The 13962-nt window shown below is 53.6% G+C and carries 8 protein-coding genes; 4 read left to right on the forward strand and 4 right to left on the reverse strand.

Going from position 1 to position 13962, the window contains the following annotated elements; translation table 11 throughout:
- Positions 1-96: 96 nt before the first annotated feature.
- Both M4I36_RS06710 and M4I36_RS06715 read right to left on the reverse strand, forming a co-directional pair.
- Entirely contained in the window at positions 97-1167 is a 1071-nt protein-coding gene (locus tag M4I36_RS06710; protein WP_258110961.1) for a LacI family DNA-binding transcriptional regulator, read from the reverse strand.
- 20 nt (positions 1168-1187) lie between these two features.
- Entirely contained in the window at positions 1188-3833 is a 2646-nt protein-coding gene (locus M4I36_RS06715) for a beta-galactosidase (RefSeq protein WP_258110962.1), read from the reverse strand.
- 445 nt (positions 3834-4278) lie between these two features.
- Between M4I36_RS06715 and M4I36_RS06720 the strand changes: the two genes are divergently transcribed.
- Positions 4279-6486, forward strand: a complete 2208-nt coding sequence (locus M4I36_RS06720; RefSeq protein ID WP_258110963.1) for a glycoside hydrolase family 2 protein — start codon at positions 4279-4281, stop codon at positions 6484-6486.
- Between the two features lie 260 nt (positions 6487-6746).
- On the opposite strand, the gene M4I36_RS06725 is transcribed toward M4I36_RS06720, so the two are convergent.
- Both M4I36_RS06725 and M4I36_RS06730 read right to left on the reverse strand, forming a co-directional pair.
- On the reverse strand, positions 6747-7523 hold the full coding sequence (locus M4I36_RS06725; RefSeq protein ID WP_258110964.1) for an SDR family NAD(P)-dependent oxidoreductase: 777 nt from the start codon (positions 7521-7523) through the stop codon (positions 6747-6749).
- 251 nt (positions 7524-7774) lie between these two features.
- Positions 7775-9004, reverse strand: a complete 1230-nt coding sequence (locus M4I36_RS06730; protein WP_258110965.1) for an ROK family transcriptional regulator — start codon at positions 9002-9004, stop codon at positions 7775-7777.
- A gap of 156 nt (positions 9005-9160) precedes the next feature.
- Between M4I36_RS06730 and M4I36_RS06735 the strand changes: the two genes are divergently transcribed.
- From M4I36_RS06735 to M4I36_RS06745, 3 genes are all read left to right on the forward strand, one after another.
- A complete protein-coding gene (locus M4I36_RS06735; protein ID WP_258110966.1) occupies positions 9161-11749 on the forward strand; it encodes a beta-galactosidase in 2589 nt (862 codons plus the stop codon).
- A 104-nt stretch (positions 11750-11853) separates the two neighbouring features.
- Positions 11854-13002 (forward strand): galactonate dehydratase, encoded by a 1149-nt coding sequence (gene dgoD, locus M4I36_RS06740; protein ID WP_258110967.1) that lies wholly within the window; start codon positions 11854-11856, stop codon positions 13000-13002.
- On the forward strand, positions 12996-13955 hold the full coding sequence (locus M4I36_RS06745; protein WP_258110968.1) for a sugar kinase: 960 nt from the start codon (positions 12996-12998) through the stop codon (positions 13953-13955). The genes dgoD and M4I36_RS06745 overlap by 7 nt, the downstream gene beginning before the upstream one ends.
- Positions 13956-13962 lie beyond the last annotated feature (7 nt).

Raw genomic sequence — 13962 nt, forward strand, 5'->3', positions numbered from 1 at the left:
TCTCAACTACGCGACCATGCTATCCTCTTGCCAGAACGAATCCTGCTCTACGAATCCTGCTCTACGAATCCTGCTCTACGAATCCTGCGCTACTCCTCATCCACACGGTTCAGAAAGCTGACTAAGCTGCCCTGCGGCAGCATTCAGCCCGTCAACCGTACTGCGCCGAATTTTGAGAACTGGCTCCAGTACCGTATGCTTGCGCACGCGGCGCTTTTGAATCAATTGTAAAAGTACTCTTACCGAGGTCTCCCCCAACTCTTTGCTGCGCTGAGAAATGGTTGTCAATTCAGGTGTGGTCGAGGCGGCCAGCACTGTGTCGTCAAAGCCGACCACGGCAATATCGGCAGGAATGCGCAATCCGTGGTCAAATGCGGTCTTAATTACTCCAACCGAGACAAAGTCATTGACGCAAAAGACTGCAGTTGGCCGCTCTGGAAGCGCCAACAACTCTTCCATGCGGCGCATTCCACAACCAATCGAGAAGTCCCCGAGAAGCATCCACTCGGGTCGACTCGAGAGACCGTTGACCGCGAGCGTTTGCTCGAAGGCAGCAATTTTCTCCGTCGTGGCAGTAATCTCCGGTTCGCCGCCGATGAAGCCAATGTGGCGATGACCGAGATCGATAAGATGTTGCGTTGCCAATTCGGCACCCCGATGCTCATCAATGAAAACTCGATGAAAACTGGAGCCAGGTAAATCGCCGTTGACGAGAACGATGGGAATTCGTCGATTCAAGTCTTCTAATTCTTGAGCCAAGTCCGGCGGACAGTGCCGCTGATTGATACGTCCTCCGAGAAACAAAATCCCGTCCACCTGCTTCTCTCGCAACAGCGCCAGGTATTGCGACTCGTACTCAAAATTACCATGCGTTGTGCACAAAAAGAAAGTATATCCTTTTTCTCTGAGTGCATTTTCTGCTCCCGTGAATACTTCAGGGAAGAACGGGTTGTTGATGTCCGGTATGACAATGCCGATTGTCCCAGTCACTTTCTTCAACAAACTGCGGGCCAGTCCATTGGGCTGGAATTGATATTTTTCGATTAATGCGAGAACCTTCTGACGTGTCGACGCTTTGACGGGAGCAGTTCCATTCAGCACCCTCGAGACCGTCGAGACAGAGACCTCCGCTTCACGTGCGATGTCATAAACGGTGACATCCAACATCTATGCCTCGCTCCAATCTGCTAACATAGGGAAGCCCTCATCCAATGATTTCGTCGGATTGCCTCTGTTCCCTCCCGGAAAATCTCGGGTCTTTCAATATATCCATCGGCGGTTGCCTGAATGAAGAGTCGAAGAGTAACGGCTTGCCTCTCTTCGAGCAGCGAATTTTCCAGCCACAGCGCATCTGTGCGTCCCCCCACGAGGTGAGGAGACAACTGCGGTCCAAACCACAGTCTTCCAGCCAGGTGATGATCCAACCATACGTCCATCCGAGCGTTCTCCCCAGCCACTCGCAGATGGATGGAGGACAACACAGCCCTCTGGTGGATGGACAGTCTTCCGGTGACAAGATAGCGCTCTCCTGTTTTGACCGGAAGTGGCCACTGCACAGATGACTCCTGCACACATCTACCCTGCCAAACCTCTTCCCGGACGCGAGCGGTGTTCCACCCATGAATTGGTGCTTGAACGCATGGTTCTCCGTCCTTTGGGGGAGACACAGATATGTTACCGGAAGCGCTGTCTACCTCCTCTCCCGCCAGTTTCCCGCGGATGGCGTGGACTGAACCGAGTATCCCCTTCATCGATCCGAGCACCAAGCTCTGGCACGAATCGTCATGAAAATTGCTGTGACCCCAAGATTCCACCCAAATGTGCAACACATGGTTTCCCTCATAGACCTTCGAAAACATGCACTCAAAAGCCCGACCATCGCCCGCAAAGACCCCTTCGCAACGGTCATCGACGTACACCCACACAAGATCTGCAGCGCCCTCCACATAAATGCCTTGAACCGCCCCAGTCAAAGTCGCCTCGTATACGACCTGACCTTGATAGACACCGAGGAGGTCCATCGGCAACGGATGATAATACACTATGTCTGCCAGTGGCTCGGTCTTCGGCAAGACCATCGCGCTACTCAACCAGGTGAGGCCCGGCAAACTCAGTGTCGAATCCGTCATCGCGGCCTCTTCCGTCCAATGGGTCGGTTGGGTGCCATCTGCCGAAAGCCCCGGAGTCAAAGACAGTTCCTGTACGCTTCCGTCCATGCCATACCAAGTTGCCTCGATTCCGTCCGAAGTAGCGTCGGCTCGAATCCAAAGAGTCCGCTCTGCTGCATCGTAAGCTATCTGACGAACCAGCGCGGAAGTAGACACACAACCCCAAGGCGAGACATAGGTGTGGCTGGCTATGCCCTCTGGCAAGACGACCACAAGGAGACGAAGACCTGTCTCCCACTCGCATTGGAAAAACTCGATACCCTCGCGGCAGACAAGGACAAAATCTCCGCTTTCCGAATCACTCCAAGCACTCTTATCCAGCGCCTCTCCGGTCGCATTCAGAATCCTCTGCAAAGGCTGAGACAACTCCGAACCGCAGAGAACAGAATCGCCCGGTGTTGCTGCCAGTACGAGCATCGTAGCTCCGTCCGCCGCCGTATTTTGAACAATGGCCGCATTGGTCGAGAAGACAAGTTCCACCGCAGAAGTCCTGTTCCCTACATGAACTGAGTAGTTTTCGGTCATAACACCGTACGACATCGGCGCGATGGTCAGCGAACATGACACGGTACCCAGCTGCTGCCCGGAAATCGTATGTAGCGAGTCTTGCAAGTTAAAGTAAAAACTTATTTTTTCTCGATCTCGCTGGATGGTTTGACGATACACTCGACCGTCTTCGCTGAGACGATCGGCGCCCTCTGCCCGTCCGTACAGAAAGGTGTCATGCGCGCTGTAAACAAGCTGGGTGAGCAGTCGATTTTCATAGAAAGTGGCGCGTAGGCGCCCGTCCGCTGTCACCATGCCACCAAAGTCGTAATCGGTGGCGAGATAACTCGGCTTCGCTCGCCAATTGTTGATAGCTTGCCATGGTCCTCGGTGAATCCCGGACACCATGAGATATGGCGCGATGCCCTGAACTCCGGATGCCACCAAGCGACTCAGAGTCAGAGTGTCTCGGTTGGTTTCCATGGTCAGCGGGGCGATGTCCTGCGCTTCTAGGTCGCGTAGAATCGGGTTGTAAGCAGTGGCAAGAGCGGGATCTGCCGGATGTTGCGGATAAAAGTTAAACATCGGCAACAGATGCTCACTGCGACCAGTGGCGCCATCTAAGTCGCCTTGGCCAATACAAGCTGTGATGGGCACGTCCACGCCAAGGCGCCGCATCATCCAAAACAGTGCATCCATGTACGCACGCGGGTTCTCGCATGGGAAGAAGTCCAATTCATTCTCCACTTGTACAGCCAAAACACATCCACCTCGGCTCGACAGATGCGGCAACAACACGGGGACAATCTGCTCATACCAATGCTCCGTCCAGTGGAGCCAAGTCGCATCGTACTGACGGACAGCCAAGCGCGCATCTCGATAGACCCACGCCGGAATACCGCCGCCATCCCACTCTGAGCAGATGTATGGGCCGGGCCTAGCAATCACGAACAGTCCCATCTCCTCACAAAGTGTCAAAAATGCGTCCACATCCGCATCTCCCGAAAACTGCAGGAGACCCTCTGAAGGTTCGTGAAAGTTCCAAGGTATGTAGACATCCACCGTGTTATAGCCAGCAATCTTGACTTTCTCGAGGCGGTCTCGCCACTCCTGTTGCGGCAGTCGAAAATAGAATACGGAACTGATAAAGAGGAAACGGTCTGTGATTCGTCTCGTCACATTCACACCACCTGAAATCGGTTTCATTCGCCATGGAATTTACGTCGTTGTCTTAATCAATTCTGGCGGACTGCATTGCAATTTGCAACCGCAACCACCTCTCGGCGAAATAAGACGAGAAATTATTTGTTCAGAAAAATATTGATATCTCGCAGCATTATGACTAATCTATACCTATACTCCCTAGATTTCTGCCTCGTCGATACAATGTCCTTCCAGCCACTGTTCTCCACTCTCTTGCAGAAGTCCATCGAGTGTCAAGGGGGAATGCCTATATTGTTATTATGAATTATTAATTTGAGGTATTCAACGGAAAGCTTATTGTTCCTCTCATTTCTGAGAACACACATCTTCGCCGGACTAGACAAAAGACGACGGCCTCGGCAAGCACTCATCGCCACACCTCTGCTTTGGCCGAACGAAACGAAAGGGGTTTGACTCTTCCATGGAAAAAAGTAAACGCGCCATCGTTGCGAAATCTGCTATGAGTGCGATTTTTCTCTGCGGAGCAGCAGCGCTGGTGGCTCCAGTCGCGTACGCGTCGCCGCTGTCGTATCACACGATCGACAACTTCCCGTCGCCGCACCTAGGCAAAACCGAACCGATGGACAGTCACATTGAGAACGTCGATGGCGTCAATGTCCTCTATCAATACGGCCAACCAGTTCCTTCTTTCGCGACAGATGGGTTCAAACAGCCGGGTCGCCAATTCATTTCATTGGACAAGGTGTGGCGGTTTCAAACGGATCCGACCGATGTTGGTGTCCTTGAAGGATGGGCTGACCCCGGATACAACGACCAAAACTGGACGCCTGAGAAGATTCCCAGTTCCATGGACCTCTATGGCACAAAAGGCTTTGGGTCCACAGACGGCAGTTACTGGGGAAGTGGCGACTCCCTCTATGACGGATTCGCTTGGTTTCGCACGTCCGTTCAAGTGCCGCCAAACTGGAACAAAAAGTTCGTTCACTTGAACTTTCTTGCCGTCAACTACATGGCTTGGATTTATGTGAACGGTCAATTTGTAGGAGAGCATGAAGGTTCCAACACCGCATTCTCTTTGGATGTGAGTCGATACTTACACCCGGGGAAGAATGTCATTGCCGTCCGAGTTTGGCGTCCGAATCCACACATGACCTTGGACCGTGCTGTTCCCAATGGTCGCGTCGACTACTGGCCCTATGGAGGCATCGTCTACGGCGCTTATTTAGAAGCTACGGACCAGATGAGCGTCAGCAAAATCTTGACGAACACTGGTGACCACACGTTGAACACGGACGTCGTTCTCTACAACCATGGTTCTAAGACTGCCACGCGCACACTCGTCGTCAATCCCGGAAAAGGTTCTGGAGGCAAGCCAGTATCTCAGACAGTCACCTTGGCTCCGCATTCGGTGCAAGTAGTCAAAATGACGTTCGCCATCCCGAAGGCACAGTGGTGGACAAGTTCCACACCAAATCTGTACACCGTCACCGCGTCCCTCTATGCACCAACCCCTGGGCCAGGGCCTGGTGCGCAAGCGGGATCGACCACAGGGACGGTCTATGGCCCCACGACCGTCGCTGGTGCATTGCAGCCGCCCGTTGGGCCAAATCCTCCTGCTGTACCGGGCGGCCCCGCACAGCCAGGACCGGTTGGAAAAGGCAACCCTCCACAGCCACCCACGCCGCCAGCCGGGCCGGGAGTTAAGCCCCTGGACAGCTTGACGACGCACTATGGTATGCGCACCATCGGCATTGCCAACGACCATATCACGCTGAACGGCAAGCCCATCTTCCTGAAGGGGTTTGATTGGTACTCTGAATTCGGGAATGACGGAGAATCCATAACCAAGGCTCAATATCGAGAAGAACTGAGTGAAGTCCATAAATTAAATGCAAACTTCATTCGAAACAACTCCTATCCACGTGCTCCTTTTGTCTACCACTATGCCGACAGACATGGCATCATGGTCATGGATGAGGCGCCCAATATGTGGCTTAGTGGCAAAGGAGAAGAGCGACAACTGACTTACGGCTTGTCGAAAGCGTTAGTAGAGTCCATGGTATGGAACCACGAAAACAACCCGTCCATCATCCTCTGGTCGATGTCCGATGAGGTTCAACAGAACCATGGCTACTTCAAACGCTGGATGTCGCAATTGGTCGACGCAACCAAAAAGCTCGACGTGCAAAATCGACCCGTCACTTGGTGTGCTGACCCGTGGCACTGGCATGGCGACAGTCTTGCAAGTGTTCTCGGATTGAATGAGTACTACGGCTATTTCTACAATACTAACCATCCAAAGCGCAACTACAACTACTATCTCAGCCGCTTTCACAGCGAGTATCCGAACAAACCCATTTTGGTCACGGAAAATGGTAGTTGGTCGCTCAAAGGCAATGGGAATTCCGCAAATACACCCGGCTCGCAAGAATGGGAAGCAAAACTCTTCCAAGAGAATTGGGATGTAGCACTGCAGAATGACTCTTTTGTAACCGGTTACACATATTGGGTTTTGAAGGACTACAAGACCCGCGGCGGATACAACCAGAATTTGAATGGATTTTCCACCATGGGCATGCTGTCCTTCAATATGCACCACAAGCGGCTCGTCTACACTGCTTTCAAAGATGCGAAGAACCCTATAGCCTACTCTTCCGTGGCAAAGTGAATTACTACAGACCCCAGGCACGAAACGCATAGCATAGCGTGGTCAGTTCCGGCTGACGACAAAACCGAATGCGGCACCTGCTTCCATGTTGAGGAGCGGGGCCGCATTCGGCATTTGATGTCTGTTGGTTTGAATCCGGTTGGGCGTAGTCCGAGCCGACTGTCGCGCGAATACCGTCAGCCCACACCCCCTCCCGCCGAGCCTAAACTTGCGGCGTTCTGTAGCGCAAGGGTGCGCTCGGTGATGTCTCCTCACCGGGCTCACTCGGACACATAGAGTTGAGCTGAAACACCACCATCCAAGACAACAGACGTCCCCGTTATCATGCTGGCATCCTCAGATGCGAGAAAAACAGCAAGCTTGCCTACATCCGCAGGACTTACAATCCTCCCGAGAGGATGAAGCCGCAGCGTCTCTCGTTCTCGTGCCTTGGGATCTTCGACATCTTGCAACCAACGCTGGTAGTGTGGGGTATCCGTAAAACCGGGACAGATGGCTACGGAGCGAATGCCTTTGGGACCGTAAGAGAGCGCAAGACTTTTGGTGAATGCAACCATAGCACTCTTTGCTGCGGCGTAGGCCTCACTGTCTGGGAGGGTTGAAAGCGCGTGATTGGACGCAATGTTGAGGATAACTCCGGACCCTTGTTGCATCATCGTCGGCAGGACTTGTTTGGAACAGAGAAAAGCTCCCTTCAAGTCGACCGATAGTAAGTGATCCCATTCGGATTCTTCCATGTCCAAAAGAGGTTTGAACAACACAACCCCGGCATTGTTGACGAGCGTATCAATCCGACCAAAATTGTCAATCACACGCTCCACCATGGCCCGCACTTGGCGTCCATCCGACACATCCACTGGAATAAAAAAGCCACGGTTTCCCGAACGCCGCAACTGCTCTGCAGTCGCTTCGCCATGCTCTACATCAATATCTGCAATCAAAACGATAGCGCCACGCAGAACAAACTCTTCGGCCACGCCTCTGCCAATTCCAGCCGCCGCACCGGTGACAATAACCACTTTGTCGCGTACTTCCATGAAGGCGACCATCCTCTCCGCAATGCATCTATCCGAACAAACAACCAAGACGTGCAACCAAAACGTACAAAAAACCAAAACGACGCACTGTCGCTATTATATCATAATCGCAAATAACTAAATGTGGTTGAGACGGTAGAAACCCATGATTTCCACCCAACAGTTCTGAAACAATCCCCCTATTTCTGTAGCTCCCGCTCTCGCTTGCGCCGCTCATCGCGACCATCCCGAGAGCGGTCTCTCTCATCGGTTCAATCTTGAATGGATTTCGGTATAGCCACCGCTTCTGGAGATTGAAAGACGTGTTCCAGAACCAGAGTCGCTCCACCCAGTGGATAAATTAATTTGCCGAACTTCGATACGAGAACCTTGGTACTCTTTCCTGCATCCCCAAGTGCCCGATGAACAATCACATCTTCAATATCCGGCAAAATCAAATCTGCCACTTCCGCCATCCCGCCGCTCAAGACAACGAAAAGTGGATTAAACAGGTTGATGAGCGTCGACATCCCAATACCAAGATACCGTCCCGCGGACCGCAGTACGTCTTTACACAGTTCATCCCCAGAACGCGCAGCTTGGTAGATGGTTTGAATGGAAATACTGTTCTCATCCCAATGGTCGAATTGTGAAGAGAGAACGCTTCGCTCCCCCGCACGAAGCCGCTTTAAAACGCGGCGGACAATCGCTGGCTCAGACGCCATAACTTCAAGACACCCAAAGTTACCACAAGCACAGCGCGGCCCGTCTTCATCAACCGTGGTGTGACCAATCTGTCCTTCAATATGGGCAATACCGCGGTATAGTTTGCCATCAAAGATGATGCCCGCACCGATGCCATAGTCGACGACCATCGTGATGAACTGTCTCGAACCTGTGGCTACGCCTGTCCACAACTCGGCGAGCGCGGACGTATTGGTATCACTATCGACGTAAGTCGGAAGACCCATTTTGGCTTCCAAGAAGTCCTTTACAGGTACATCGTGCCAACCGAGATTCGGAGCATAGACAGAATAGCCAGTGCCTGGGTGCACCACTCCATGCATCGCCACGCCAATTCCGACTAACAGCGAGCGCTCCACACGGCAGGAAGCAATCAGACTTTCGCACATAGAGCAGACTTCGGTCAGTGCCAGCTCAGGCGTGACCCCTTCGGTCAGAGGGACCGTGCTTTGACCGATGACTTCCGAATTGAGATTGCAGAGGATGACGCTCAGTTGATACGCGCCAATCTCTGCACCGAGGACATACCGACCGTTCGGATTAATCTCCAGAGGAATAGGCCGTCTCCCGCGACCACCGGGCGATGCAGTCAATTCTCGAATCCATCCTCCGACAATCAAGTCACTGACGATTTCTGATACAGATGGTCTGGATAAATCAATACATTCCGCAATTTCCGACCGAGAAATTGGCCCTCTTTCACGAATGACACGAAGTACGGAAATAATATTGAACTGCTTCATCATTTCAATATTCATCTTTTGAGCCTGCAACATAGAACTCCACATCCGATTTGTGTTTTTTCAATATCTTCATGTAGCTTCTTCATCATAAAACTGGCTAAGGGCCAAATCAAGAATTGATTTTTCGTGTCAACAGATTTATTATCACAAATAACAATAGGAGGCGAAGCAATGACTACGAGCGTCCAAATAGATCGTCACAGTGTCCTTGTAGACGGTCAGCGGCTCCAGCTGGTCTCGGGAGCAGTTCACTATTTTCGCATTCCACGGGATGAATGGGAGTCTCGCCTCGATGACTGTTGGCAAGCTGGCCTTAATACCATTGAAACCATCGTTCCATGGAATGTCCATGAATATCACGAAGGAAAGTATTGCTTCTCAGGCAACCGGGACTTGGCAGCATTCATTGACCTCTGCCATAGCCGCGGATTTTTTGTGATTGTGCGCCCCAGCCCCTATATTTGCGGGGAATGGGACAATGGTGGTCTTCCTTTTTGGCTGACGCAGAAGAGTGACATCGCCTATCGGCGGGCCAATCCCGTGTTTATGAAGTATATCTCTCGCTGGCATGAAGTGCTACTGCCACTAATCGTGTCGCGTCAAGTAAGCTCTGGCGGACCAATTTTAATGGTTCAGATTGAAAATGAATACGGCTATTTTGGCGATGCGGACGAGATCGAATACATGACTTTCTTGCGCGATGAATTGTTGCATCACGGAGTGACTGTCCCTCTCATCACCTGCGACTTACCCGGCAACGGATGGCTCGTGGATGGGGCGACGAAGTGCGCAAATTTTGGTTCTAACTTCCGGGAGGGATTGCGTGTCTTGGCAGACGAACAGCCAGATGCGTTTCGCTTTGTCTCGGAATTGTGGCTTGCTTGGTTTGATCATTGGGGAGGAGAACATCACACACGTTCTGGCAGAAATGTAGGGAACGCGTTGAAGGAAGTTCTTGCTGCTGGCGGACACTACAACTTTTACATGTGGTCGGGTGGGACGAACTTCGGATACTACGGTGGACGTACCACAGACGACGAATTTGGTGCTTTCATCACGGCGAGCTATGACTACGATGCTCCACTGGGCGAGACGGGCGTCATCACCGAGAAATTTCATGAGTGTCGCCTCGTCAACTGGTTAGCACAGAGCTATCAGGACCTCTTTGTAGACAGTGACGAAACGCCTGTGACGTGGAGGGTGCCAGAGACTGACGTGCTTTTAACGGAGCGCCTATCTCCTTCTGGACGCACCATTTTTGTTCGAAATGACACTCCCAACACCGTCACTCTTCGTCTCGCGAACCATGATGATTCGGTACGCGCAAAGGCTGGTACGTTGCTCGCGGGAGAGACGCGCATCTTCTTATCTGACGTCGCGCTCAGTCCAACCGTGAAACTACGTCTCGCCACGGCAGACGCCTTCTTAAATTTGGGCAAGGAACACCTCTTCTACGGTGAACCGGGCGACACGTACGAGTTTCATCTGACTGTGGATGGTACCGTGACGGTTTTATCAGGCACAGTGCCGAACGGTCAGGAACCAGCCAGACACGCTGTCGGCGACGTGACACTCTACGTCTTTGCGAGAGAAGTCGCACGTTCTGTACGCGTACCGAAAGAACATGCCTCGTTTACCGTGCAAATGGACTGGAACCAATACGACCAACAGGAGGCCTTGCCCGCACTCTCCTTTGAACAGGCTGAAGTTCTCTCCGCCTTGGATACCAGGACGTCTGACTGGAAGTCGTCGCACCCACTTCCGCTCGAAGACTTCGGTGCATACCAGGGCTATGGCTGGTACCACACGTCGTTTGTCAGCGACGGCACGCCGACTCGCCTCGTTCTTGAATCCGTTCATGACCGCGCCACGGTCTTTTTAAACGGGCGCCGTCAAGGAGTGGTCGGAGCATTCGCCCCGTTCGCGCTATGCGATATCGAACCCACTCCGGGTGTCAATTGCCTCTCCGTCTTGCTCGACAATTTGGGTAGATATTGCTTCACCGCGCGACTCGGGGAACGCAAAGGGCTGCTTGGCAACGCCTACCTCGGCGGACACGAACTGGCGCTGCCCACTTGGACTCCGAGTGAGCTAGACGATGGAGCCCTTAATCTACGCATTCCTTGGGAACACGGCGAAGGCATTTTGCTCCGAGTGTTTGGACTCGACACGACTCCCATCGAGTTTTATCTGCATGGCCACCTCATCTATAAACACCGTTCGTACAACGATGACGACCGCTTCTTTGAAGTCAACGTCACGAAGTGGTTGCGGCCAGGCGATAACATCTTGGAAGTCCGTCCCGCAAAATCGCTTGAACATGCACCCTCCATCAAGGCTGTCCGCTATGCCTTGGACCAGCAATTGACAGAACCGTGGACAATGGCAGCAGGTGTGGTCGGAGAGAGCGGCGATGTTGAGATTTCGACTCATCCGTTTGCCGCAATGTCTTATGGACCAGTGCCAGTCCCCGCCGAAAACAGAGTGGCGCCGCGCTTTTTCCGGAGCCATTTCAAACTAGCCCCCGCAGGGCCTACTGTGCGCAGGCATCCGGTCAAGTTGAAACTCACAGGACTCGGAAAAGGCTCTGTGTGGCTGAACGGACATCATTTGGGACGGTACTGGTCAGCGGGACCACAGACTGCACTGTACATCCCCGACAGCTATTTGTCTGAAACAGGTAATGAACTGTATATCTTTGATGAAGAAGGGCGTAGTCCAGACCAAGTCCATCTGCTCTACGAAGCACATTTTTCCTAGAGTCAGAGGCCAGCCTGCGGGCTGGCCTTGTCCGTCTTTGCACGGGAACACAACAGAAGACCTACGCGTCAGGGAATGTAGTCTGCCCGAAGGAGGACATCGGCGTGAAAGTCGAACGGATTGAAACCTTTTTAGTTCCGCCACGGTGGCTGTTTGCCAAGGTCACTTGCGATGACGGCACATTCGGCTGGGGTGAACCCGTCGTCGAAGGCAAAGCGGAGACCGTTGCCGCAGCCGTGAAGGAATTGAGTGAGCATCTGATAGATAGAGATGCAGAGAACATCGAAGACATCTGGCAGACCCTCTATCGTGGCGGATTTTACCGAGGCGGGCCTATTTTAATGAGCGCTATCGCTGGCATTGACCAAGCCCTATGGGACATCAAAGGCAAACGCCATGGTATGCCCGTACATCAGTTGCTCGGCGGTCTGGTGCGCGAACGAGTGCAGGTCTACAGTTGGATTGGCGGAGACCGCCCGCAAGACGTGTGCGATCAAGCAAAACGTCAGGTGGAAGCCGGATTCCGAGCTCTCAAAATGAATGCGTGCGACGAATTGCACTACGTGGACAGCCATGCCAAAGTCGAAGCCGTCGCACAGCGCGTCGCTCTCGTTCGCGAAGCCGTCGGCAGCGGTGTGGGCATCGCGGTCGATTTTCACGGCCGCGTCCACCGCGCCATGGCCAAAGTGCTCCTTCGCGAGTTAGAGCCATATCATCTGATGTTTGTGGAGGAGCCCGTGTTGCCCGAGCACATGGACGCCCTCGCCAGCATCTCGAGCAGTTCCTCCATTCCCATCGCTCTAGGCGAACGTCTCTACAGCCGTTGGGACTTCAAGCAAATTCTCGCCAGCGGGTTGGTCGACATCATTCAGCCGGATTTGTCTCACGCGGGCGGCATCAGCGAAGTTCGTAAAATTGCCTCCATGGCGGAAGCATACGACGTCGCGGTGGCTCCGCACTGCCCACTGGGTCCCATCGCCCTCGCCGCCTGCCTGCAGCTCGATGGCGTGACCCCCAACGTCTTCATTCAAGAGCAGAGTCTAGGCATTCACTACAACACGTCCAACGATTTACTGGACTATCTCCAGGATGCAAGCGTCTTTACCTACCACGACGGCTTTGTACGCATTCCCGACGGTCCTGGCCTCGGAATAGATGTAAAGGAACCACTCATCCGGGAACTCGCGGCGCGAGGCCATGCATGGCACAATCCACTTTGGAGGCACGAGGACGGGACGGTGGCCGAATGGTGAACCAAGCCCGCACCACAGAGGTCGCGACGTTTGGGGAGGTGATGACCCTCTTCTATCCCACGACGGTCGATCCGCTTCGATTTGCCCACCGCTTCGCCAAAACGGTCGCTGGAGCAGAGTCGAACGTCGCTGTAGGCTTAGCCCGACTCGGTCATCGCGTGAACTACCTGACGAAGCTTGGCGACGACGAGTTCGGCCGCTTCGTCCACCATTTTCTGCGCGGCGAAGGTGTAGACACGCGTCATGTGACCTTTCACAAGACCGCACCCACCGGAGTCTTCTTCAAGCAGCGGCAGCCAACAGGGGACCCGCAAATCCTCTATTACCGCAACCATTCTGCAGCGAGTACGCTGGCCCCATCCGACATCCCTGAAGAGTTCATTGCGAGTGCCCGCTACCTGCACCTGACAGGAATCACACCCGCGCTCAGTGCGACCGCGCGCGAGGCCACCTTCACAGCTGCCCAAATGGCCCGCGAACATGGCACGACGGTCGTGCTCGACCCTAACATTCGGCGCAAACTGTGGAGCGCAGAAGAAGCTCAAGAGACGCTGCTGAGGCTCGCCCAGTGGGCAGACATCGTGCTCCCCGGCATAGATGAGGGACGTCTTCTGACCGGACGAGACTCTGCAGAAGAGATGGCCGCCGAGTTTCTCAATGCAGGGGCACGCCTCGTCGTCGTCAAGCTCGGCCAAGACGGTGCATACTACCGCACGAACGACACAGCAGGCACTGTGCCAACCCATCCCGTTCCCACAGTGGTCGATCCGGTTGGCGCCGGCGACGCCTTCGCCGCTGGTCTGTTGTCCGGGTTGCTGCGCGAGCAGCCCCTGCCGGATGCGGTTGCTCTGGCGACACGCGTGGCGGCACGGGTCATCGAGTGGGTCGGAGATGTTGAAGGCCTGCCCACTTGGCAGGATATCACAGAAGACAACGAACGGATCACCCGATAGAATGCGA

Origin of the sequence: Alicyclobacillus sp. SP_1, from assembly GCF_024706985.1 — a bacterium.
GTDB lineage: Bacteria > Bacillota > Bacilli > Alicyclobacillales > Alicyclobacillaceae > Alicyclobacillus_I.